Genomic DNA, 24,132 nt, shown 5'->3' on the forward strand with positions numbered 1-24,132 from the left:
GCCGTGACCCGGCGTGCTGCGTGAACGGCTGAGCTCGCGGACAGAGCGGCACGGCTGAGCACATCCGGGCACGGCAAAGGCCGGCCCCGGGTGGTGAAACCCGGGACCGGCCTTTGCTGAAACGATACTTTCCGGCTGTCCGCGGTTAGGGCCGCTTCTGCCGCAAACTCATGCTAGACGCCGTAGTAGAGCTCGAACTCGTAGGGGTTCGGACGCAGGGACAGCGGGCGGATCTCGTACTCGTACTTGTACTCGATCCAGGTGTCGATCAGGTCCTGGGTGAACACGCCGCCGGCCTGCAGGAACTCATTGTCCTCGCGGAGTGCCTCGAGGGCTTCTTCCAGCGATCCCGGAGCCTTGGGGATATCCTTGGCTTCCTCGGCGGGGAGCTCGTAGAGGTCCTTATCGATGGGGGCCGGCGGTTCGATGCGGTTGCGGATGCCGTCAATGCCGGCCATCAGCTGGGCAGCGAAGGCCAGGTACGGGTTGGAGGAGGGGTCCGGAGCGCGGAACTCGATGCGCTTGGCCTTCGGGTTGGAACCCGTGATCGGGATGCGGATACCGGCGGAGCGGTTGCCCTGCGAGTAGACCATGTTGACCGGGGCCTCGAAGCCCTTGACCAGGCGGCGGTAGGAGTTCACCGTCGGGTTGGTGAAGGCCAGTACGGCGTCGGCGTGCTTCAGCAGGCCGCCGATGTACCAGCGGGCAGTGTCGGACAGGCCGGCGTAACCCTTTTCGTCGTAGAACAGCGGATCGCCGTTGCTCCACAGCGACTGGTGGCAGTGCATGCCCGAGCCGTTGTCACCGAAGACCGGCTTCGGCATGAACGTCACGGACTTGCCCCAGGCGTCAGCGGTGTTCTTGATGACGTACTTGAACTTCTGCAGGTCATCCGCGGCGTGGGTCAGCGTGGTGAACTTGTAGTTGATTTCAGCCTGGCCGGCGGAACCGACTTCGTGGTGGCTGCGCTCGACCTCAAGGCCGGCCTCGTCCAGGGCGACACACATGGCGTCGCGCAGGTCAGCCTGCTTGTCGGTGGGGGAGACGGGGAAGTAGCCGCCCTTGACGGGGGTCTTGTAGCCGAGGTTTCCGCCTTCTTCTTCGCGGCCGGAGTTCCAGTGGGCTTCTTCGGAGTCGATCTTGTAGAAGCTGCCCTCCGGGGAGGACTGGTACTGGACGTTGTCGAAGACGAAGAATTCGGCCTCGGGAGCGAAGAACGCGGTGTCGGCGATGCCGGTGGAGGCGAGGTAGGCCTCAGCCTTTTCGGCCACGCCGCGGGGGTCGCGGTGGTACGGGTCACCGGTGCGCGGGTTCACGATGGAGAAGTTCAACGCAAGGGTCTTTTCCATGCGGAAGGTGTCCAGGAATGCGGTGGTGACGTCCGGGATCAGCTGCATGTCGGATTCGGCAATGCCCTGGAAGCCGCGAATGGAGGACCCGTCGAAGAGCTGGCCGTTGACGAAGAAGTCAGCGTCAACGCTCTTGGCCGGCACGTTGAAGTGCTGCTGGACGCCGGGGAGGTCGGTGAAGCGGATATCGACGAATTTAACATCCTCGTCCTTGATGAACTTGAGGACTTCGTCCGCGTTCTTGAACATCTATGCTCCTATCGCATATGTAAATATCTGGCTGCAAGCCGTCTGGTCCAGCGCAATCCGAAGGGCAGGGAAACAGCGTTTCCCCGCTCGGGCAATTGCTTGAAACTGCTACCAACCTTATGGACATGTCATTTCCCGACAGTGTCCGCATTGTTTCGGGCAGGTTACAGAATGCCCTGCCCACGCAACGCTATCGGCTGACCACAGTGCGGTCCAGCGGGTTCCACGCCGAGTGCGGTGACGAGTCGGTAAGATTGGACGGTGGTAGATCGTAAAGACATTGGCTCCTGGCTCGCCGGTCCGGACACTTCCGGCATTTCAAAATATCCCGGCGAACGTTTGGGGTTGCCCGAATCCGGACCAGGTTCGATTGCCAGGGCGGGACGCCGCATTGTGGCCATCATGATCGACTGGGGGATCGCCCTGCTCATCAGCAACTTCGCCTTCAGTGCTGACTCGTGGGCCACACTGGCCGTTTTTGCCGCCGAACAGATGGTCTTGGTTGGCACCCTGGGCTACAGCATCGGGCACCGGATCATGGGGATCCACGTGGTCCGGCTGGGCGGGGCGCCTGCCGGCCTGCTTGCCGGGGTGGTCCGCAGCGTGCTGCTGTGCCTTGTGATCCCTGCCGTCATCTTCGACCCGGATCATCGCGGACTGCACGACAAAGCCATGAACACGGTTCTGGTGCGGCGCTAGCACCCGCCGCCGCAGGGTGTCCTAGACGCCTGCAGTTTCCTTGGCCTCGACGGGGTGTGCTGCCCTGTCGGTGAGGAGCCCGCGCTTCACGGCCCAGCGCTCAAAGGCGATGGTGGCAAACGGGAAGACGGCTGAAAGCCCAGCAAACAGCGCCACAGCGAAGGGCCACCGCTGGAGCCGCCACAGCGCGAGGGCCGCCATGCCGTAGCCGACGAACAGTGCGCCGTGAATTGGCCCGGCGATCTCTACTCCCAGCTCGGTGGTCTTGGCAATCCACTTGAAGTACATGCCGGTCAGCAGGGCCGCCCAGCTGAACGCCTCGGCCACCGCCAGGATCCGGAATGTACGGATGACAACAGTCTTCAACGGCATTTTCATGGGCTTCTCCGATCTCAGGGTGCGTTGCGCCACGCGGGCGACACAAAAAAGGCCGCCCCGGTGGCCGGCCTGAGCCGGTACCGGGGCGGTTCCAGGTTCTTAGCGTCCGCGGTTGGGACGCGCCTTGTAGGGGTCGATTCCCTTGGGGATGGGGAGGCGGTTGCCCAGGGACGAGATGCGCTTGGACACGGCGTTGACCTCGAGCTTTGTCAGTTCGTTCTTGAGTTTGCCCATCTTCTTGGCAACCTGGCTGATGGGAACCTGGCCATCACCGCGGCCACTCTCGATCACATGGACTGTGACGTTCGGAAGGATCCGTGCCAGCCGCTTGCGCTCCGCATCGAGAAGCGGTTTGACGCGGACGGTGGGGCCTTCGCTGACCAGGACAACGCCGGGACGGCCGATGGCGCGGAACACGGCGTCCTGGGTGCGCGGGTTGACGGCAACGGGCTGCTCTTCGGTGACCCAGCCGCGCTTGAGGGTGCCCAGGGCGGCGCCTGAGGCACCGGGCTGGTTCTCGATCTGCGCGAACGCAGCGCGCTCAGCGCGGCGGGAGAGGATCAGGGTGGCACCCAGGAGGCCCAGCGGAATGCCGATCAGCAAACCGGTGATCCAGTTTTCCAGCACAAAGCCCACGAGGAAGCTGATGGCCACAACGCCAAGGAAGACCAGCAGCATCAGCCACGGAACCATTGGGTCATGGCGGCGGGTCATGTTAAAGACCTCGCCGATCTGCTTAAGCCGGCTGGGCTTCTTGACCTTCGCTTCTTTCGGCTTGCGCGAGAAGAGGCCACGCTTCGGGGCGTCGCCGGCCGCCGGTGCAGTGTTACTGGAATCAGGGGATTTCGCCATAGTGCCTCAATTCTACGTGATTTATGACCAAGGGCCGGACGCCGGAGCTTGTCCGGTGCCGGCCCTTGGGCACAACTGAATTACGGCTCAGGATCGTGCGGCGAGCAGTGAGCTGGCTTCCTGGCGGGTGCTGCCGGAGGACTCGATGTGCGCGAGCTCGGCGGGGATTTCCCAGCCCTTCTTCCGCATCGCGGTGGCCCAGAGCCGCCCGGCACGGTAGGAGGAACGGACCAGCGGGCCACTCATGACGCCGAGGAACCCGAGTTCGTCCGCCTCCTGCTGGAGGTCCACGAATTCCTGCGGCTTGACCCAGCGGTCCACCGGCAGGTGCCGCTCGGACGGACGCAGGTACTGGGTGATGGTGATCAGGTCACACCCTGCCTCGTGCAGGTCCCGCAACGCTTCGGAGATCTCCTCCCGGGTCTCGCCCATGCCCAGGATCAGGTTGGACTTGGTCACCATGCCCAGCTTCCGGCCCTGCGTGATCACATCCAGGGACCGCTCGTAGCGGAACGCCGGCCGGATCCGCTTGAAAATCCGGGGCACGGTCTCGACGTTGTGCGCGAAGACCTCGGGCTTGGAATCGCAGATCGCCGCGATGTTCTCGGGTTTGCCGGAGAAGTCCGGGATCAACAGCTCCACCCCGGTGCCCGGGTTCAACTCGTGGATCTTCCGGACCGTCTCCGCGTACAGCCACACGCCCTCGTCCTCGAGGTCGTCACGGGCCACACCGGTCACGGTGGCGTAGCGCAGCTGCATGGCCTGCACGCTCCGGGCCACCTTGGTGGGTTCGAACATGTCCACCGGGGAGGGCTTGCCGGTATCGATCTGGCAGAAATCACAGCGCCGGGTGCACTCGGAGCCGCCGATCAGGAACGTGGCTTCCTTGTCTTCCCAGCACTCGAAAATGTTCGGGCAGCCCGCCTCCTCACACACCGTGTGCAGGCCCTCTTTTTTGACCAGGTTCTTGAGCTGGACATACTCAGGACCCATCTGGACCTTGGCCTTGATCCACTCCGGCTTCCGCTCCACGGGGACAGCCGAGTTCCGCTGCTCAACACGCAGCAGCTTCCGGCCTTCTGGTGCCAATGTCACAGGAGCGCTCCTTCGGGGTTTGCGACGAGTGCTTCTTCGTGTTTGCGGAACTCGTCCATAAACCGGTCTGCAATGTCACTGGGATTGATGGTTCTGCCGGCTTCGATGGACATCGTGGTGACGCCGGCATCGGTAATGCCGCAGGCAATGATCTGGTCATAAGGGGCCAGATCGTTGTTGCAGTTGATGGCCACGCCGTGCATGGTGACGCCGTCCAGGACGCGGATGCCGATAGCGGCAATCTTGCGGTCCGGGCCTTTGTCATCGGCTGTGATCCATACGCCGGCGCGGCCCTTGATGCGTTCTGCATTAATGCCGTAGTCGGCCATGACAGCGATCATGACGGCCTCGAGCCGTTCCACGTAGTCACGGATGCCGGACCGGTTCTTCAGTTTGAGGATGGGGTAGGCGATCAGTTGGCCCGGGCCGTGCCAGGTGAGCTTGCCCCCGCGGTCCACAGGGACAACGGGTGTTCCGTCCAGGGGGCGCTCGTGCTCTTCGGTGAGTTTGCCGGCCGTGTATACCGCGGCGTGTTCAAGGATGAGGACCGTGCTGGGTGCTTCAGCTGCGACGACCTTCGCATGAATTTCGCGTTGCAGGTCCCAACCGTGGATGTATTCGACCAAGTCCGGGGCGAGACCTACCTGTGAAAACTGAAGAGTCATGCCTTCCAGCTTAGACCCCGCTCCGCGAGGGGGCCGATATAAAGTGGCGGACCTCTCACCCTCGTGCTTTGCCTGCATTTGGCGCCCGGGGCAGCCTGTGGATAACTTCTGCAGGCCTGCCCGGATTCCGCTAGACATGACTCATGGATCATTTCACTGCGCCGGAGCTTCCGGGATTCCTGGTGGGACGCATGTTGGGCCGCGGCGGAAGCTCAACGGTGTGGTTGGTCACCGAGGAGAGGACCGGCAGGGAGTTTGCGCTGAAATGCCTCGGCCGGGAGCCCGGCGCCGGGGAAGACGACGTCCGCCGTGAAATTCGGATCCTGTCGGTGCTGGACCACCAGCACCTCATCAAAGCCCACGATGCCATCCGCTTCGCTGCGCCGTGGGACGAGGCCGCGGAAGCCGTCGGCTGCGGAATTGGCCTGCTCCTGGACTATGCGCCCGGCGGTTCCCTGGCCGACCTGGTTGGCAGCCGCCGCAAACTCCCCGTCGGGGAGACTGTCACGGTGCTGACCCCTATTGCCCAGGTGTTGGGTTACCTGCACGCTAAAGGATTTACGCACGGCGACGTCTCGCCCGGGAACGTCCTGTTCACGGGGCACGGCAAACCAATGCTTGCCGACGTCGGCATCGCCCGGATGGTGGGGGACGTGTCAGCTGTGGCGGACCAGGGGACTGAGGGGTTTACGGACCCGTCGCCGGTAGACGCGGTGCGGGCCGGGTTGCAGCCGGAACGGGATGTGTATTCGGTGGCAGCCCTGGGATGGTACTGCCTGACCGGTGAGCCGCCGCGCCGGAGTGCGGACCGCCCGCCGCTACCGCTGCTGCTGCCCGACGTCCCGCTCGAACTGACCGCAGCACTCGAGGCGGGCCTCAACGAAGACCGGCGGCAGCGCCCTACCGCCGTGGAACTGGCGACGGCGATCTACCGCAGTGCGCCACCGTTGCCCATCGATCTCGCGTCCTCTGTGCATGCCACGGTCATCCCGCAGTTGCTGACCCGGCGCCGGATCCCGGAGCGGCCGGACGGCGCTGTCCGGAACGGTCTGCGGGCCTGGTACAGAAAACTCTCGACGTCGCGCTGGTCCGGTCTTATCGGCGTTCGGCAGGCGCTTCCGTTCCCTGCAGATGAGGAACAGCCCGGGCCGCACCCCCAGCCGGCGGACGCGTCCCTGCCCGCACGTTTGCTGCTGAGCCCGGAGGAGGAACAATCCAGCCCGCGCGGCAAGCACGCCGGACAGTCGGCGGCCAAGCGCCGGCCGCCGGACAATTCTCCTGAACCCACGGCTCTTGAACCCACGGCCCCGCAACCCACAGCCCGGCGGCGCTCCGGTCCCGCAGGACGCGGCAGGCGGGTGCCAAAGACGGTGCGGCGCCGCGGGACCGTTCTGCTGGCCGCGGGAGCGGCGGCCATGGTGGCAGGCGCCATCTGGACGGCAGGGGCCTTCGGGCCAGGAGGACCGTTCGCGGCTCTGGCGGGCGTCGAAGAACAGGGCACCGGCAGCGATTCGGCCCGGGCAGTGCCGAAGGGCTTCGACCAGGGCTCGGACGTGCCGGCCCTCGAAGGTGCCGGCAACAGCGGGATTCCGGCTGCCATTGCCGCCCGGCTCGGGTCAACGGACCCGGCCGAGGCAGTCCATGGACTCGCGGCCGTCCGTGCCATGGCGTTCAGTTCGGGCCGGCTGGAGCTTTTGGACCTGGTCAACGCCCCGGGCTCCGCGGCGGCGGCCACTGACGCACGCCTCAAGGATGAACTCCAGGGGACCGGTCGCCTCCTCGCGGGCTTCACCAGCACCGTTGCCGACGTCCAGGTTCAGCCCGGCAGTCCCGCCGGCCAGGCAATAGTGGGAGTCACGTCGGAGACGTCACCGTACGTGGAACAGGACAGCTCCGGGGCGGTGGTGGCCGCCGGCGGGGCCGGCACGAAGCAGGCTCTGCGGCTGGTGCTGGTGGCCCTGGACGGGCAGTGGCGGCTGGCCGATGTGCTCCCGGGATCCTGACGTCGGTCCTCCAGGCGGGCCAGGCGACGCGCCGGGTGACCCGGTTAGCGTCCCGCAAGCCATGCAGCGGCCTGGTTCAGTGCGGGGTGCTGCCACTGGAATCCGGCTGCCTTAAGCACTGCAGGTTCCATCCGCTGGCTGGGCAGCAACAGTTCGTCGGCGAGCTTCCCCAGCACCAGGCGCAGCGCCGGTGCGGGCACGCGCAGGATTGCCGGCCGGTGGAGGGCCGAAGCCAGTGCCGCGGTCAGCGTATTCACATCAGCCTGTTCGGGGGCGCATACATTGACCGGACCGCTGATCTCCGTCCCGGCCAGGAAAGCAAAGGTCGCTGAGACGTCGGGCAACGTGATCCAGGGCCAGTACTGCCTGCCGTTGCCCAGCGGGCCGCCGACGCCCAGCCGGATCAGCGGCAGCAGCCGCCCCAGCGCACCGCCGGTCGGGTTGAGCACGATCCCCATACGCGTCGTCACTACCCGGACGCCGGCGGGGGCCTCGTGCGCGGCCGCCTCCCATTCGAGGCAGAGCCGGGCCAGGACGCCGGCACCCGGCGAGGCGTTCTCCTGGAGCTGCGCGGGTCCGGAGTCGCCGTAGTACCCGGAGGCGGATTGGCTGATGAACGTCGCGGGCGGTACGTCGAGCCGGTCCATGGCTGCGGTCAGGGTGCGGGTGGCGCTCAGCCGTGATGTGAACAGCTCGGTGATCCGGTGCCGGGTCCAGGGCCTGTCACCGATTCCGGCCCCGGAGAGGTTAATGACGGTGCCGGCGCCGGACAGGGCCGCCGGGTCCAGGCGGCGGGCTGCGGGATCCCACTGGACCTCACCGGGCGAGGAGGGTGTGCGCCGGACCAGGGTAACCACTTCATGGCCGGCTGCGCGGAGCGTTGCGGTCAAATGGGTGCCGATCAGCCCGGAGGCTCCGGCTATGACGATGTGCATGATCCATCTCACCACGGCCCAACCTCAGACGGAACCGTAGTACCTCCCGGGGACGTCAGCGTGGGTTGACTATGATCGAACGATGACTTCTTCGAGCTACTTCCGATTTCCGCATGTCCACGGCGATCTGGTCACTTTTGTGGCCGAGGACGACGTCTGGATCGCGCCGCTCAGCGGCGGCCGGGCGTGGCGTGTTTCATCACTGCAGTTGCCTGCGCGCAATCCCCGCTTCACTCCCGACGGCAAGCGGCTGGTCTGGACTGTTGTCCAGGGGACAGCCCCGGAAGTGGTTTCAGCCGAGGTGGACGGCGGGGGCTACCGCCAGCTGACGTATTTCGGCCACGCCACCACGAAGGTCAAGGGCTTCACCGCCGCCGGTGACGTCGTGGTGACCAGTGCCTTCCGCCAGGCCGAAAGCCGGCACACCTACGCCTACAGCCTGCCCGTGGAGGGCGGCTGGGCCGAGGAGCTCCCCTTCGGTCCCGTGGAGTCCGTGGCCTTCGGTCCGGAAGTCGGAGACGAGCGGCCGGTTGTCCTGGCCAGCGTGCTGTCCCGCGAGCCCGCCTGGTGGAAGCGTTACCGGGGCGGAACCGCCGGCAAGCTGTGGATTGACGCCGACGGCAACGGCGAGTTCGACCGGCTGGTTCCCGAACTGGACGGAAACCTCACCGACCCCATGTGGGTGAAGGGTCGGGTCGCGTTCCTCTCCGACCATGAGGGGTTCGGCAACCTGTATTCGGTGCTTCCCGGCGGCGGTGACCTGCGCCGGCACACGGACCACGAAGACTTCTACGTCAGGCACGCAGCGAGCGACGGCGAACGGGTCGTCTTCGAATCCGCCGGTGAACTCTGGGTCCTCAATGACCTGTCCTCGGAGGCCGTGCGGCTGGATATCACCCTGGGCTCGGCGTCGCAGTCGCGGCGGCCCGCCCTGCTGAAGGTTCCGAAGCACCTGGGCGCGGTGATCCCGGACGCCGCCGGCTCCGCCAGCGCCGTCGAGGCCCACGGCACCATCCACTGGATCCGGCACAAGGACGGTCCCTCCCGGGTCGTCGAAGCAACCCCCGGCGTCCGGGCGCGGCTGCCCAGGCCGCTCGACGGCGGACGTCTCGCTTACGTTGCCGACCACGACGGTGCGGAGGCCATCCACATCAGGGAAATCGCTCCCGAAGTTGCCGCACCTGCTGCTGCCCCCGCGGCCGTCCACGCACCTGCGATTCCGGCCGCGGCGGCCGCCCGTGGTGGAGCAGCGGAGGAGGAGATGGCCCCAATGCTTCCGCGCCCCGTTCCGGCGGCCGGTTCGGCCGCTGTGGTGACCGCCGACGTCGTGGTTGCCGATGATGCCACGTCCCCTGCTGCCGGCCCCGCCGCAGGCGTTAACCCCTCGGGGAACACCGCAGGGACCAACACCGCCGTCGTTCCGGCCAAAACCCCGGCCGAGGGCACGGCCCGTATCGCCTTTCCGAAGCCCTCGCGCGCCAGCTCCATGGAAGCCAGCCCCGACGGCAAGTGGCTTGCCGTGGGGACTTCGTTCGGGGATGTGTACGTGGCCAACACGGTGACGGGGGAGCTCTCACCGGTGACCAGCATCGGCGAGGGCACCATCGAGGAACTGGCGTGGTCGCCGGATTCGCAGTGGCTGGCGTGGTCTGAACCGGTCACGTCGTTCGGATCCCGGAGCCGGCTGCGGCTGGCACGAGTGGCGCAGTTGGGAGAGGGGATTGTTGAGGTCACTGATGGGCGCTTCTGCGACGGTTCGCCGAGTTTCACACCGGACGGGAAGTTCCTGGCGTTCCTGTCGAACCGCAGCTTTGACCCGGTGTACGACGGACACTCCTTTGACCTTTCGTTCCCGAGCCCCATCAAGCCCTACCTCGTGGCACTTGCGGCCGCAACGCCGTCGCCCTTTGGTCCCGCTGTTGACCTGGCAACCGCCACCAATGCGGTCGAAAAGCCGGACGGGGCGGACGCGGCCGAAGTACAGGTGGATCCGGACGGCCTCGCCCACCGCGTTATTGGCGTCCCGGTGCCGCAGGGAAACTACACGGCGCTGACAGCCACGGAGGGTGCGCTGCTGTGGCTTGACTGGGCACTCGCCGGCGTCACGGGCGACGGCAAGGCCAGCCGGGACGACAAGGACGCGCGCCCCAGCCTGGTCCGTTTCGACGTCGCACGGCGCAAACCCGCCACCCTGGTTGAAGCTCTGGACAGTTACCGGGTCTCCGGAGACCGCCGGAAGGTGGTTCTGATCAATGACAAGCAGGTCAGTGTTGTTCCCTCCGCCGCCAAGGCGGACGAGGAATCAGGGCAACTGGTCAAGGTGGACCTGGGCCGGATCCGGGTCATGATGGACCCGGTCAGCGTCTGGGGCCAGGCCTTTGACGAGGCCTGGCGCCTGCAGCGTGATTTCTTCTGGGCCGAGGACATGGCCGGCCAGGACTGGGAATCGATCCACAAGCGGTACCGGCCTCTAGTGGACCGGCTGGGATCGCACGACGACCTGGTGGACCTGTTGTGGGAACTGCACGGTGAGCTGGGCACGTCCCATGCCTATGTCCGGCCCGCGCTGGTCCCCGAAAACGGCAGCAACGGCCAGGGGCGGCTGGGCGCCGACCTTGCCTTCACGGCCGCCGGCTGGGAAATCACCCGGATCCTGGCGGGGGAGTCCTCTGACCCGCTGGCCACCTCACCGTTGACCCGGCCCGGTGCCGCCGCCAAGGCGGGGGACGTGCTCCTGGCCATTGACGGGGTGCCGCTGTCCGAATCGGTGACACCTGCCAGCCAGCTGGTGGGCGCCGCCGGGCGTGCTGTGGAGCTGACGCTGCGCAACGGCTCCGGCCACGGGACGGAGGCAGGGAAGCAGCGGCGCATCGCCGTCGTCCCGGTCAGGGACGAGGAACGCCTCCGCTACCAGGAGTGGGTGGCATCGAACCGGCGGACGGTCCGGGAGGCCTCGGGCGGTCGCTACGGGTACCTCCACATCCCGGACATGATGGCCAACGGCTGGGCCCAGCTGCACCGTGACCTTGACACCGAGACGGCCCTCGACGGATTGATCGTGGATGTCCGGCGCAACCGCGGCGGCCACACGTCGCAGCTGGTGGCCGAGCTGATCGGCCGGAAGGTCACCGGTTGGAGCATGCCGCGCGGGGAACGTCCGCGCACGTACCCGCACCACGCCCCGCGGGGCCCGGTGATCATCCTCGCCGATGAGTTTGCCGGGTCCGACGGCGACATCATCACTCAGGTGTCCAAGCTGCGGGGCATCGGGCCGGTCATCGGCACGCGGACCTGGGGCGGTGTGGTGGGCATCGACAACAGGTTCTCCCTGGCCGACGGCACCGGCGTCACCCAGCCGCGCTACGCCACCTGGTTCGGCGGCGGCGTGGGCTGGTCCGTGGAAAACTACGGCGTGGATCCTGACATCGAAGTCACCTACCCGCCGCACGCCTACGCGGCCGGGCAGGATCCGCAGCTGGAATACGGCATCGGTGCCCTGCGGGAAATGATCCAGGAACTGCCTACGGACCGGCCGCCGGTCCGCGAAGGCTACCGTCGGCTGCGGCCCGCGCCGCTCCCGGGCCGCCGCAGCTGACAGCGGCCGCCTTTCAACGCATAAGGCCCTGCTCCCACCGGTTATCCGGAAAGGAGCAGGGCCTTAGTTGTTCTCCGCCGCGGCCAGTCCGCAGGAGCTGTTAGGACTGCAGGGTCGCGTCCAGGGTGATCTCGATGCTGGCGAGGGCGCCGGAAACGGGGCAGCCCGTCTTGGCCTCGTTGGCGATCCGCTGGAATTCTTCTTCGGAAAGGCCCGGGACCTTCGCCGACATGGTCAGGTGGCTGCCGGTGATGCCGGTGCCCGGAACGAAGGTGACGTCCGCTTTGGTGTTTACTTCCTCGGGAGCGTGCCCGGCCTGCGCCAGGGCATGGCTGAAAGCCATCGAGAAGCAGCTCGCGTGGGCTGCCGCGATCAGTTCTTCGGGGCTGGTCTTGCCCTCGGCCGCCTCGGTGCGTGCCTTCCAGGTAACGTCAAACGTGCCCAGGCCGGAGCTGTCCAGGGTGGTCTGTCCCGACCCTGACATCAGGTCGCCGTTCCATACTGTGTGTGCGGTGCGTATTGCTGCCATGTCCACTCCTCAAAGTCGATACGAACCGGGGCCGGCCGTTGCCGCCCCCGCCGGTTCCCATCCTAGGGACTCGCATGCACGCTTGCACGGGCTGTCCGCTCTCAGTGGATTGTGACCGCGGCCGGTGGCTTAATGCGCGACGGCGCCGCTCCCCGGAGAAGGGAGCGGCGCCGTCGCGGGTGGTTCTTGGGCGATCAGTTCCAGAGCGTGGCGATGGCGATGTTGACCAGGGCCAGTCCGCCCACGCCGTGGGCGAGTCCGGTAGAGACCGGCTCACCCTTCTTGACCTTTCGGGTGCCGATGACAGCCAACACCGCGACGGCCAGACCGATGGCGAACTTGATGCCGAGCTTGAAGTAGTTGGGGTCCGCGTTGGGCAGCATGGGGATGATGCCCATCATGGCGATGCCTGTCAGGAGCTGCACGAAGGCGCCGTCCCGCTGGCGGGGGTGGACCGTGGGCTCTTTGAGGGTGGCGATCCAGTAGCCAACAATCATTGCGGCGCCGACGATGTGCAGAAACACCAGGATGCTGAAGACGATAGTCATGGGACCAAGCTTATCCAGTAGGTTCTACGCAATGTAGCAAAGCCACGCAGAGCGCCGCGAAAAGTACAGCGCCATGAAACGTTCGGTGCCAAAGAAAAAGGCGGGGCAGGTGCCGGTGGTGTCCCACCCGCGCCTCCCCCGCCCTTCGCTTGTCCTGCCCTTTGGGGGCTAGAGACCCAGTTCGGCCTCGAAGGCGCCTTCTTCAAGGCGTGCCTTCAGGGTCTGGAGGAAGCGGCCTGCGTCAGCGCCGTCCACCAGTCGGTGATCGTAGGTCAGCGACAGGTACATCATGGAGCGGATGGCGATGGAGTCATCGCCATTTTCGTCAGACACCACAACGGCACGCTTGACGATCGTGCCGGTCCCGAGGATTGCGACGTTCGGCTGGTTGATGACCGGGGTGTCGAAGAGCGCGCCGACACTGCCGATGTTGGTGATGGAGAAGGTGCCGCCGGACAGTTCGTCAGGACCGATTTTGCCCTGGCGTGTGCGGGAAGCGACGTCGGCGATCTTCCCGGCAATGCCGCCCAGGTTGAGGTCGCCGGCGTTGGAGATAACGGGAACCAGGAGACCCTTTTCGGTGTCCACCGCAATCGCCAGGTGTTCGGCGTTGTGGTAGGTGATCTGCTGGGTTTCCTCGTTGTACTCTGCGTTCAGCTTCGGGTGCTGCTTCAGGGCCTCCGCTACAGCCTTGGCGATGAACGGCAGGTAGGTCAGCTTGACGCCGTTGGTGGCGAGGAAGTTGTCCTTGCCTGCGGTGCGGAGCTTGACGATGCGGGTCATGTCGACTTCGTGCACCTGGGTCAGCTGGGCGGAAGTGTCCAGCGACTCACGCATGCGGCGGGCGATGACCTGGCGGATGCGGGGGGCCTTCTCCGTGGTTCCGCGGAGGCTGGAAGCAACCACAGGAGCGGCGGACGGCTTGGCAGCGGCTGCGGCAGGAGCTGCTGCCGGGGCGGCCTTGGCTTCTGCTGCGGCGAGTACGTCCTGCTTACGGATGCGGCCACCGACGCCGGTGCCCGACAGTGCAGACACGTCAACACCGTGCTGGTTGGCCAGCTTGCGGACCAGCGGAGTGACGTAGCCGGACTCGCCACCGGCTGCGGATTCTGCAGCAGGCGCCGGTGCGGCAGCGGGGGCGGGAGCCGGAGCGGCCGCGGGAGCCGGAGCTGCTGCGGGAGCCGGAGCTGCTTCCGCCTTGGGTGCTGCCGGTGCAGCCGGGGCGGGGGCAGGGGCGGCAGCAGGTGCTGCAGGCTCGGACTGGGGTGCTGCGGGGGCAGCGGGTGCAGCAGCGGCCGGGGCTGCCGCGCCGGAACCGATGACGGCCAGGACGGCACCGACCTCTGCGGTCTCGTCCTCGTTCACGCGGATTTCCTGGAGCGTGCCGGCGACAGGGGAGGGGATCTCGGTGTCAACCTTGTCGGTGGATACCTCGAGCAGCGGCTCGTCAACAGCCACGGTGTCGCCCACGGACTTCAGCCAACGGGTGACGGTGCCTTCGGTGACGCTTTCGCCCAGTGCGGGGAGGGTGACCTCGTGGCCTTCGCCGCCGCCGGCGGCCGCGGCCTCTGCAGCTGGCGCTGCGGCAGGTGCGGCGGGAGCTTCTTCAGCAGGTGCAGCCGGTGCTTCCGCTGCCGGTGCTTGTTCGGCGGGAGCTTCTTCTGCGGCCGGAGCAGCGGCAGGAGCGGCGCCGGCGCCGGAACCGTCGCCGATGCGGACCAGGGGTGCGCCGACCTCGGCGGTCTCGTCTTCGGCCACGAGGATTTCCTCGATGATGCCGGCTACCGGAGAGGGGATTTCAGTGTCTACTTTGTCGGTGGAAACCTCGAGCAGCGGTTCGTCCACCTCTACCCGGTCACCTACCTGCTTGAGCCAGCGGGTGACGGTTCCTTCGGTGACACTCTCACCGAGGGCGGGCAAGTTAACGGATTCAGACATGTCGTCCCCGTTCTCCTTATTGATCTTTAGTGCGGATGATTGCTGCCTGTTCGAGCTTAGTGCACCCGGCAGAATGAGCCGGGTGCACCAAACCCTGATGTATTGCGGTGAAACGGGGCCTGTTTAGCCGTGCAGGGCCTTGCCCGCGAGTGCGAGGTGGGCCTCACCCAGGGCCTCGTTCTGGGTCGGGTGGGCGTGGACCAGTGCGGCCACATCCTCGGGGTAGGCTTCCCAGTTCACGATCAGCTGTGCTTCACCGATCTGCTCGCCCATGCGGGCACCGATCATGTGTACGCCCACGACAGGACCGTCCTTCTGGCGGACCAGCTTCACGATGCCGCTGGTGCCGAGGATGGAGCTCTTGCCGTTGCCGGCCAGGTTGTACTCCTGGGTCTCCACCTGGTCGTCGCCGAACTTCGCCTTGGCAGCCTTTTCGGAGTACCCAACGGTGGCGATCTCCGGCTCGGAGTATGTGACCTTGGGGATGTTGATGTCCTCGACGACGACGGGCTTCAGGCCGGCGATTTCCTCGGCCACGAAGATGCCCTGCTGGTAGCCGCGGTGTGCCAGCTGGACGCCGGGAACGATGTCGCCCACGGCGTAGATGTTGCCGACGCCGGTGTGGAGGCGCTCGTTGGTGATGACGAAGCCGCGGTCGATGGTGACGCCGGCTTCCTCGTAGCCCAGGTTGGCGGTGACGGGGCCGCGGCCCACGGCAACGAGGAGCAGGTCGGCTTCGAAAGTCTTGCCGTCCACCAAGGTGACCTTGACGCCGTCGTTATTCTGCTCAACACCCTGGAAGAACACACCGGTGGAGAACTTGATGCCGCGCTTCTTGAAGGCACGCTCGAAGTTCTTCACGATCGTTGCGTCCTCGTTCGGGACCAGCGAGGGCAGGCCCTCGACGATGGTGACGTCGACGCCGAAGGACTTCCAGACTGATGCGAACTCGACGCCGATCACGCCGCCGCCCAGGATGATGGCGCTCTTCGGGATGTAGTCCATGGTGAGGGCTTCGTCCGAGGTGATGACCTTGCCGCCGATTTCCAGGCCCGGCAGGGTGCGGGAGTAGGAACCGGTGGCGAGCACGATGTTCTTGCCCTTGTAAGCCGTGCCGTTAACGGTGACGGTGTCCGGGGCGGTCAGCTTGCCGTCGCCTTCGATGACAGTGATGCCCTTGGACTTGATGAGGCCCTGCAGGCCCTTGAACTTGCCAGCGATGATGCCGTCTTTGTATGCGTTGACAGCGTTGATGTCGATGCTGTCCAGGGTGACATTCACGCCGTACTTGGAGGAGTCGCGGGCGTGGTCGGCCAGCTCTGCAGAGTGCAGCAGTGCCTTGGTGGGGATGCAGCCGTTGTGCAGGCAGGTGCCGCCGAGCTTGCCCTTCTCCACGAGGCCGACGGTGAAGCCAAGCTGAACGGCACGCAGCGCGGTGGCGTAGCCGCCGCTTCCGCCGCCGAGTACCAGGATGTCGAATTCTTGCGCAGTTGCCTGATCGGCCACTTAGACGCTCCCTCGCGTGAACGATGACGCGATCTTGCGCATCATCTGGTCTTGGAACTTGTACTGCCGTGATTATGCCAGCAGGCAGGTTCGCTTTCATTTGTGACTACCGTGGTTCACCTTAGCGAACCACTTATCCATGCTCCACCTCGCCGCCGTGTTTGTGGAGCGCTTGTGGTGAGTGTCACGCGTCTTTGTGGCCAGGGGATCCTCCCGCTGCCACAAAGCCGCGTCACACGTGTCGGGGTTCTGGCTAAGCGGCCGCGAGGACGTCTTCCACGTAGGCCAGCAGGGTACGCACGGTGCAGCCGGTGGCCTGTTTGTGCGTGTAGCCGTAGGGGCTGCCGTTGTTGAAGGACGGACCGGCGATGTCGATGTGGGCCCAGGGGATCTGCTCCCCGTCCTTGCCCTTGCCCACGAACTCGCGCAGGAAGACGGCGGCGGTCATCATGCCGCCGTGGCGTTCGCCGATGTTGGCCAGGTCCGCCACCTGGGAGTCGATGCTTGGACGCAGTTCCTCGGGCAGCGGCATGGGCCACACCAGCTCGCCGGCACGGTCGGCGGCGGCCTTGAGCGGGCCTGTGACGCTGTCTGCACCCATGATCCCGGCCGTCCGGTTTCCGAGGGCAATCAGCTGGGCGCCGGTGAGCGTGGCGACGTCGATGATGGCGTCCGGGTATTCGCGGCTCGCCGCGACGATGCCGTCCGCCATGACCAGGCGGCCTTCGGCGTCGGTGTTCAGCACCTCAACGGTCTTTCCGCCGAACATGGTGAGGACATCTGCGGGCCGCGATGCCGCTCCACCGGGCATGTTCTCGGCGATGCACAGCCAGGCGGTGGCCTTGACGGGCAAGCCCAGGCGGGCGATTGCCAGGACAGTGTTAAGTACGACGGCGGCGCCCGCCATGTCGCTCTTCATGTCACCCATGCCGAGGGCGGGCTTCAAGGAAATGCCGCCGGTGTCGAAGGTGATTCCCTTGCCGACGAGGGCGATCTTCTTTGTCGCCTTCGCAGGGGCGTACTCCACTTTCACGAGGCGGGGCTGGCGGCTGGAACCCTTGCCCACACCCATGATGCCGCCGAAGCCTTCTTTCTCCAGCCGCTTTTCGTCCCAGACGGTCACCTTGACGGACAGGCCCTTGGCCAGTTCCTTCGCGGCTTCGGCGAATGATTCGGGGTAGAGGTGGCTGGGCGGCTGGTTCACCAGCGAGCGGGTGGCGTTCACTGCCTCTCCGATCAGGCTTGCACGCTTCAGCGCCGCAGTCAGTTCGTCGCCGGAAGCGACGTCCGTGTAGATCACCGCGTTGCGCACCGGGTCCTTGAGGCCGTCGCTGGTGGACCTGTGTTCGGTAAAGGAGTACGCGCCCAGGGCGGCACCCTCGGCGACGGCCGCGACGTCGGCGACTCCCGTCGTCGGGAACGCGAGGACAACTGTGGGCAGCCCTGCCAGTTGGCGGACGGCGGAACCGGCAGCGCGCCGGAGGGCTTCCCCGGAGAGCGGCTGGCCGGCGGCGACCTTGCCGACTCCCGCCAGGACGAGCACGCCGGCGCCGGTTTCAGGCAGGCCCGGGAGCCGTACCGCCTGATCGGCTGCCCCGGTGATGCCCAGGACCTTGAGGGATTCGTTCAGCGCCTCGGCTGACTTCGCAGCGAGCGGGTTATCGAGCAGCACCGGGCCGTCGGGACCCTGTCCCACGCCGATGACCACGGCGTCACTGGTGGCCCTCTTCAGGTCCTTGGCGAGGGTACTAAGGTTGATTTCAGTATTCTTGACCACGGGGTAAAGTCCTCAATTCTCGAAAAGGCTGTGCGCGCAGGAATGGATGTCTGACGCCGGCCACGGAAATCCTGCGGCCGTCCGGCCGCGATGGGGCCGGGGTGCCGGCCAAGCCCGTCCGGCAGGCCACTTGTCGATCGTAGCCGCTGGTGGCCGCGGGAGCGGAATCTCCTGAGACCTGCGCCACACCGGCCGGCGGAATGCCGGGCCTCCCGGCGGTGTTGTACAAACTGTCCACTTGAATCCTCGAAAGGAAGACGTTGTGCTTGAACGGATTTCCGGCTCACTGCTGGACCCCGATGCGCTCTACGCGAGCAACATCGAGCTGTTCCACAGCCCGGAGCTTCGCGGGCTGAACCTGGTGATGGGTTTCACCGGCTTTGCCGATGCCGGCCACGTCGTGAAGCAGATCAACGCGGAGCTGCTGGACACACTCGAGGCCGAAACGGTGGCAGTCTTCGACGCCGACCAGCTCATCGATTACCGGTCGCGCCGGCCCCACATCTCCTTCGTTGAAGACCATATTCAGGACTACCAGGCGCCGAAGCTCGCCTTGTACAAATTAAAGGACGGGCTTGGCAACGCCTTCCTCCTCCTGGCCGGGTTCGAACCCGATCTGCAGTGGGAGCGGTTCAGCCGCGCCGTTGTGGGCATCGTGGAAAAGCTCGATGTGAACCTCGTGACCTGGATCCATTCGATTCCCATGCCGGTGCCGCACACGCGCCCGGTGGGCGTCACGGTCCACGGTAACCGGCCCGAACTTATTGAGGGCATTTCGGTGTGGAAGCCCACGGTGGAAGTCCCCGCAGCTGTGGGGCACATCCTGGAACTCCGGCTCGTAGGCGCCGGACGCAACGTTGCCGGCTACGTCATCCACGTCCCGCACTACCTCGCCGAAGCGGAATACCCCACCGCCGCTGTTGCCGGACTCGAATTCCTGGGCGCGGCCACATCCCTGATGCTCCCCACCGACAGGCTGCGCGAGGCAGGCCGTGAGGTGGCACGCCAGATCGGCGAGCAGGTCGAGGCCTCCGACGATGTCCGGCAGGTGGTTTCCCGCCTTGAGGAACGGTACGACGAGAAGGCGGACGGCACGGTACGGCGCTCACTGCTGGCGGATGCGAACGACGAACTGCCCAACGGGGAAGAACTGGGCGCCGCCGTTGAGGCGTACCTTGCCCGCGAGAACCCCGGCCTCTAGCGTGGCCTGAGCTTGCCCGCCCTGCTCCTGCGCGGACCGGGCGGGCGCCCGTGGCGACGTGTCCGCATGGCAGACGGTTGCCACGATCCCCGGGGCGGCCCGGGCATAATGAAGGGGTGACTTCCCCCCGAGCCTGGCTGATCTGGACCATCGGTATCTTCGCTTATCTGGTGGCGGTCTCGCAGCGCACGTCGTTCGGCGTCGTGGGGCTGGAAGCCACCGACCGGTTCCATGCCAGTGCCTCGGCGATCTCCTTCTTTACCGTGCTGCAGTTGCTGGTCTATGCAGGCCTTCAGATCCCGGTGGGCGTGCTGGTGGACCGGTTCGGCTCGCGGGCCATGATCTCCGGCGGAGCCATCCTGATGGGGCTGGGCCAGCTCCAGCTCGCCTTTGCGGAGAGCATTCCCGGCGGCGTGGCCGGCCGGGTGCTGGTGGGTGCCGGCGACGCCATGACGTTTGTCTCCGTCATCCGCCTGATTCCCCTGTGGTTCGCCCCGGCGCGGGTCCCCCTGGTCACGCAGCTGACGGGTATGTCCGGCCAGCTGGGGCAGCTTTTCAGCGTGCTGCCGTTCGCCTTTGTGCTGCATTCCTTCGGCTGGACCCCCGGTTTCCTGATGCTCGCCGGCATGTCCGCGCTGGCAGTGGTCCTGGTGGTGGTTCTCCTGAAGGACCAGCCGCCCGGAACGGCCACCCCGGAAGTCCGCCGGGGGTTGCGGGCAACCGGCGTCTCACTCGCCAGCGCCTGGCACCAGCCCGGGACCAGGCTGGGCATGTGGAGCCACTTCACCATCCAGTTCAGCGGCACGGTGTTTGCGATGACCTGGGGCTACCCGTTCCTCATCTCCGGGCAGGGCCTGGAGCCCGGAACGGTGGCCGGACTGATGACCCTCTACGTTGCCGCCGGACTCGCCGCCGGTCCTTTCATTGGAAGCTTTGTCGCCAGGCACCCGCTCCGCCGCTCCACCATGGTGCTGCTGATCTCGGGAGCCACGGCCGCAGCCTGGGCCGTGGTCCTGCTGACACCGGGACCGTCTCCGCTGTGGTTGCTCGCCATCCTGGTGGTGGTGCTGGCCATCGGCGGCCCGGGGTCCATGATCGGCTTCGACTTTGCCCGGACCTTTAATCCCACGCACCGGATCGGTACCGCCACGGGGATTGTCAACGTGGGGGGATTCATCGCCGCACTGGTGGCGATCTTCCTGATCGGCTTCGTCCTGGACGTCCTGCTGGCCAGCGGCTATTCCGGCGGCGAGCTTTACGGCCTGAAACCCTTCCGGATCGCGTTGAGCGTTCACTTCCTGCTGCTGGCCTTCGGCGCCGTCATGATGCTGCGGTGCCGGCGCAAGGTGCGCCGGCAGATGGCGGCGCAGGGCGTGGTGGTACCCCCGCTGCTCCAGGCCATGGCACAGCAGCGGCGGGCCAGCGTCGCGCGGCGCCGGCAGGACAGCGCGGACTAGGTCCGGCACTTCTCCTCCACATCTGCCTGGGGCGGGCAGTTGTTGACATAGCCCGGGTAGGGGCTTCAATGCAGCCGGCGCCGGGCCAAAGCTGGAGTCATGAAACCTCCAGAACACCTGACCGTCCGAGGCCCTGAAGACATCCTCGGGTTCATTCCGCACTCCCTGGGGTACTGGCCCGCAGACAGCCTGGTGGCCATGACCATGCACGGTACTCGGCTCGGCGCGACCCTTCGGCTTGACCTCCCCGGCCCGGAAACACTCGCAGACCCGAGGGGTTACGCCCGGACCGTGCGCGACTACCTCTCCGCAGACCGCAATGCCAACGGCGCGCTGCTGGCCATCTTCACCAACCACGGCTGGATGGAACCGCCGGGGACATACGTGGGTCTCCTGGCTGCCTTGGAAAGCAGTCTCGACGCCGCGGGAATGGCGGTACGCGACGCGTGGTACGTGGGAGATGACTACTGGCGGAGCGCCAACTGCCCCGACCTGGCGTGCTGCCCCTTGCCGGGCATGCCGGTGCAGGTCATCAGGGACAGCATGCTGAACGCCGAGATGGTCTATCGCGGCAGCAGCGTGGGCCCGGCGCCCGCAAACGCCGCCCTGCAGGCCGCTGCCGTCACAGGTTCAGAGCGAGCCGCAGTCCTCGCGGCGGAAGACGCCTGGGCAGCGCAACTCGACCGGCGCCGGGGGAGCAGGGAACAATTCAACACCCTCCTGGCCCAATGGGGTTTGGTCCTGGCACGAGCAGAGGAGCTGCCCGCGGACAGTGTCGCGTACCTTCGGGCCTCCCTCCGCGCTCCGGCCTGGCGGGATGCGGTTTTTGTTATGGCTGCGGCGGGCACGCCGGCGGCCCTCGCGGGCGCCGAGGACTTTGGCATCTTCGACGACGACTGCACCCTCGCGCCTGTCAGTCCCGCGGGCCTGCACCCGCGGGATGCCGGAACCGTGCCGGATGACAGCCGCGGCCTGCCAAGTTACGGCCAGGTCCTGCTGGGCCTGGAACCTGGCGCTCCGGATTGGGACGGCCTGAACCGGCTGGATGCCGTCCTGGAACAGCTGGCGGCCTGCGGCGGACAGTCCGGCGCGGCAGCCCTCACGGGCCGCGGCTGGATTGCGTGGTGCCGGGGCAGGGGATCCTACGCTGCCGCCTACCTCGGCCGGGCCCTGGACGAGGAACCGGGCTACCGGCTGGCTGAACTCATGCTGGAACTGGTGCGCCGCGGAACCCTGTGCGGCTGGGCCGCGCGGAAGGAGGCGGCCTGGCGTCGATTCGAACCGGATGCAGCCTAGGTCCTGCTGCTTCTTGAGCCTTGCAGGGGAAAACCGTGAGACAATGGTTGCCGAGACCCGGTTGGGTCCGTGTATCAAGTGCACGTAATGCCCCCCTTACGGGAACATTACAGCCGTGCTGGCAGTTCTATTTATAGGCTCTGCCGGCCGTGGTTGCGCCTGATGTTGATCACGGACTTGACAGGGTCATAGTGGTGTTGCCCGTATGGTGATTCCACAGACCGCCGCTAGAAAGGTTTTCTGTGACCCCGTCTTCCGCGAAGAAGGACCCCGCCACTCAGGACGTCTTGTCCCCTGAGGAGAAGCAGGCTGCAACGAACGCCAAGCGAGCAGCAACGCGGGCAGCCAACAAAGCCGTCAAGGACGCCGCCGGTGACACCGCCGTCGACGGCAAGCCTGAGCCCAAGAAGCGCGGGCCCAAGCCCGGCGCCAAAGCTGCCGCCGAGGCAGCCGGAAAAACCGCCCGCGGCGCATCCGATTCCGATGAGGATGAAGTCGAAGACCTCGACGACATCGTGCTTGAGGGCGCCGATGCCGGCGATGACACCGAGATCGACGCCGCCAAGGCCGCATCAGCAGCCACCGGCAAGGGTTTTGTCTACTCGGACGCCGACGACGACGATGCCCCCGTCCAGCAGGTCATGTCCGCCGGTGCCACGGCTGACCCCGTTAAGGACTACCTCAAGCAGATCGGCAAGGTTGCACTGCTCAACGCCGAGCAGGAAGTCGACCTGGCGCTCCGGATCGAAGCCGGGCTCTTTGCCGAAGAGAAGATCAACGCCGACGACGGTTCCATGGACCCCAAGTTCAAGCGTGAGCTTGAGTTTGTCATTCACGACGGCAAGCGTGCCAAGAACCACTTGCTCGAGGCCAACCTCCGCCTGGTGGTTTCGCTCGCCAAGCGTTACACCGGCCGCGGCATGCTCTTCCTGGACCTCATCCAGGAAGGCAACCTGGGCCTGATCCGTGCAGTGGAGAAGTTCGACTACACCAAGGGCTTCAAGTTTTCCACGTATGCCACGTGGTGGATCCGCCAGGCCATCACCCGTGCCATGGCTGACCAGGCCCGCACCATCCGCATCCCGGTGCACATGGTGGAGGTAATCAACAAGCTGGCCCGCGTCCAGCGCCAGATGCTGCAGGACCTTGGCCGCGAACCCACGCCCGAAGAGCTGGCCCTCGAACTGGACATGACGCCTGAAAAGGTCGTGGAAGTCCAGAAGTACGGCCGCGAGCCGATCTCGCTGCACACCCCGCTTGGCGAGGACGGCGACTCCGAGTTCGGTGACCTCATTGAGGACTCCGAGGCCGTGGTCCCTGCCGACGCCGTGAGCTTCACGCTGCTGCAGGAACAGCTCCACTCGGTACTTGACACACTCTCGGAACGTGAAGCCGGTGTGGTGGCCATGCGTTTCGGCCTCACCGACGGCCAGCCGAAGACTTTAGACGAAATCGGCAAGGTCTACGGTGTCACGCGTGAGCGTATCCGCCAGATAGAGTCCAAGACCATGTCCAAGCTCCGCCACCCGTCGCGGTCGCAGGTGCTCAGGGACTACCTGGACTAGAACCGGAACACACGCAACGCGGGGTCAGTTCCTGCACTGAATCGAACGATTTTGGTGCAGAAACTGACCCCGCGTTGCTTTTGCCGCACTCCGGTCTGCGGCGCCCCGGCTTGGCCAGGGGGCTTAAAGCAAACAGGACCCCCTCCCAGCGGGAGGGGGTCCTGTCCGGATGTCTTGCAGGTCAGTCGACGGCTACGGGAGCCTTCTCGTGAAGCCTGCCGGTCTCATCGTGCCAGTCAGAGCTCATGGGCCTGAGGGTCGCCTCAACTGCACGGGCATGGTGGCCGCAGAAAAGCAGCTCACCGCCGGAGGTCTCAAGTACAACGCGGACATATGCTTGAGCCCCGCAACGATCGCACCGGTCCAGTGCGTTGAGTGTGCGGTCTGCCACTGCTGTTGTCATATCGGCCTCCTTAGTAGATCTGTATGTCTATATAACCAGCATTCGTAGCAATCCCATCGCAAGGACGGGTCAAGTTCGCTGACCGCGTAGCC

Annotated in this window: 19 protein-coding genes; 7 read left to right on the top strand and 12 right to left on the bottom strand. The window is 66.0% G+C overall.

The features are described 5' to 3' along the window. Positions 1-173 precede the first annotated feature (173 nt). Positions 174-1,598, bottom strand: a complete 1,425-nt coding sequence (gene glnA, locus NQJ30_RS04125; RefSeq protein ID WP_255768472.1) for a type I glutamate--ammonia ligase — start codon at positions 1,596-1,598, stop codon at positions 174-176. Positions 1,599-1,859: 261 nt separating this feature from the next. Here glnA and NQJ30_RS04130 point away from each other — a divergent pair, with 261 nt between their 5' ends. After that, positions 1,860-2,297, top strand: a complete 438-nt coding sequence (locus NQJ30_RS04130; RefSeq protein ID WP_255768473.1) for an RDD family protein — start codon at positions 1,860-1,862, stop codon at positions 2,295-2,297. A gap of 21 nt (positions 2,298-2,318) precedes the next feature. On the opposite strand, the gene NQJ30_RS04135 is transcribed toward NQJ30_RS04130, so the two are convergent. From NQJ30_RS04135 to lipB, 4 genes are all read right to left on the bottom strand, one after another. Beyond that, positions 2,319-2,675, bottom strand: a complete 357-nt coding sequence (locus tag NQJ30_RS04135) for a DUF3817 domain-containing protein (protein ID WP_374113214.1) — start codon at positions 2,673-2,675, stop codon at positions 2,319-2,321. A 99-nt stretch (positions 2,676-2,774) separates the two neighbouring features. Next, on the bottom strand, positions 2,775-3,527 hold the full coding sequence (locus NQJ30_RS04140; protein ID WP_255768475.1) for a DUF4191 domain-containing protein: 753 nt from the start codon (positions 3,525-3,527) through the stop codon (positions 2,775-2,777). A gap of 87 nt (positions 3,528-3,614) precedes the next feature. After that, on the bottom strand, positions 3,615-4,622 hold the full coding sequence (lipA, locus tag NQJ30_RS04145) for a lipoyl synthase (RefSeq protein ID WP_255768476.1): 1,008 nt from the start codon (positions 4,620-4,622) through the stop codon (positions 3,615-3,617). Continuing rightward, the gene (gene lipB / locus NQJ30_RS04150; protein WP_255768477.1) at positions 4,619-5,287 is read right to left on the bottom strand and encodes a lipoyl(octanoyl) transferase LipB; all 669 of its coding nucleotides are present in this window, start codon (positions 5,285-5,287) and stop codon (positions 4,619-4,621) included. The genes lipA and lipB overlap by 4 nt, the downstream gene beginning before the upstream one ends. 143 nt (positions 5,288-5,430) lie before the next feature. Here lipB and NQJ30_RS04155 point away from each other — a divergent pair, with 143 nt between their 5' ends. Then, a complete protein-coding gene (locus NQJ30_RS04155; protein WP_255768478.1) occupies positions 5,431-7,290 on the top strand; it encodes a protein kinase domain-containing protein in 1,860 nt (619 codons plus the stop codon). 44 nt (positions 7,291-7,334) lie between these two features. On the opposite strand, the gene NQJ30_RS04160 is transcribed toward NQJ30_RS04155, so the two are convergent. Then, entirely contained in the window at positions 7,335-8,225 is an 891-nt protein-coding gene (locus NQJ30_RS04160; protein WP_255768479.1) for a TIGR01777 family oxidoreductase, read from the bottom strand. A gap of 82 nt (positions 8,226-8,307) precedes the next feature. Between NQJ30_RS04160 and NQJ30_RS04165 the strand changes: the two genes are divergently transcribed. Then, entirely contained in the window at positions 8,308-11,820 is a 3,513-nt protein-coding gene (locus NQJ30_RS04165; RefSeq protein ID WP_255768480.1) for a S41 family peptidase, read from the top strand. Between the two features lie 100 nt (positions 11,821-11,920). Here the strand turns inward: NQJ30_RS04165 and NQJ30_RS04170 are convergent, their stop codons facing one another. The 5 genes from NQJ30_RS04170 to NQJ30_RS04190 form a co-directional block, all read right to left on the bottom strand. Then, a complete protein-coding gene (locus NQJ30_RS04170) occupies positions 11,921-12,349 on the bottom strand; it encodes an OsmC family protein (RefSeq protein ID WP_255768481.1) in 429 nt (142 codons plus the stop codon). A gap of 194 nt (positions 12,350-12,543) precedes the next feature. Then, positions 12,544-12,897: a hypothetical protein gene (locus tag NQJ30_RS04175; RefSeq protein ID WP_255768482.1), complete on the bottom strand. Its 354-nt coding sequence runs from the start codon at positions 12,895-12,897 to the stop codon at positions 12,544-12,546. 168 nt (positions 12,898-13,065) lie between these two features. Next, entirely contained in the window at positions 13,066-14,835 is a 1,770-nt protein-coding gene (gene sucB, locus NQJ30_RS04180) for a 2-oxoglutarate dehydrogenase, E2 component, dihydrolipoamide succinyltransferase (RefSeq protein WP_255768483.1), read from the bottom strand. A gap of 123 nt (positions 14,836-14,958) precedes the next feature. Next, a complete protein-coding gene (gene lpdA, locus NQJ30_RS04185; protein WP_255768484.1) occupies positions 14,959-16,341 on the bottom strand; it encodes a dihydrolipoyl dehydrogenase in 1,383 nt (460 codons plus the stop codon). 253 nt (positions 16,342-16,594) lie between these two features. Beyond that, positions 16,595-18,118 carry a leucyl aminopeptidase gene (locus tag NQJ30_RS04190; protein ID WP_255768485.1) on the bottom strand — a complete coding sequence of 508 codons (1,524 nt, stop codon included), beginning with the start codon at positions 18,116-18,118 and terminating at the stop codon, positions 16,595-16,597. A gap of 262 nt (positions 18,119-18,380) precedes the next feature. On the opposite strand from NQJ30_RS04190, the gene NQJ30_RS04195 reads away from it, so the two are divergent. From NQJ30_RS04195 to NQJ30_RS04210, 4 genes are all read left to right on the top strand, one after another. After that, positions 18,381-19,319, top strand: coding sequence for a proteasome assembly chaperone family protein (locus NQJ30_RS04195; RefSeq protein WP_255768486.1), 939 nt, complete (start codon positions 18,381-18,383; stop codon positions 19,317-19,319). 116 nt (positions 19,320-19,435) lie between these two features. Further along, positions 19,436-20,776 (top strand): MFS transporter, encoded by a 1,341-nt coding sequence (locus NQJ30_RS04200; RefSeq protein ID WP_255768488.1) that lies wholly within the window; start codon positions 19,436-19,438, stop codon positions 20,774-20,776. 99 nt (positions 20,777-20,875) lie between these two features. Continuing rightward, positions 20,876-22,072, top strand: a complete 1,197-nt coding sequence (locus NQJ30_RS04205) for a DUF4192 domain-containing protein (protein ID WP_255768489.1) — start codon at positions 20,876-20,878, stop codon at positions 22,070-22,072. Between the two features lie 242 nt (positions 22,073-22,314). Further along, positions 22,315-23,637 (top strand): RNA polymerase sigma factor, encoded by a 1,323-nt coding sequence (locus tag NQJ30_RS04210; protein ID WP_255768490.1) that lies wholly within the window; start codon positions 22,315-22,317, stop codon positions 23,635-23,637. A gap of 181 nt (positions 23,638-23,818) precedes the next feature. On the opposite strand, the gene NQJ30_RS04215 is transcribed toward NQJ30_RS04210, so the two are convergent. Next, positions 23,819-24,040 carry a DUF7455 domain-containing protein gene (locus tag NQJ30_RS04215; protein ID WP_255768491.1) on the bottom strand — a complete coding sequence of 74 codons (222 nt, stop codon included), beginning with the start codon at positions 24,038-24,040 and terminating at the stop codon, positions 23,819-23,821. Positions 24,041-24,132: the final 92 nt, after the last annotated feature.

This window comes from Pseudarthrobacter sulfonivorans, from assembly GCF_024391045.1.
GTDB classification, from domain to species: Bacteria; Actinomycetota; Actinomycetes; order Actinomycetales; family Micrococcaceae; genus Arthrobacter; species Arthrobacter sulfonivorans_B.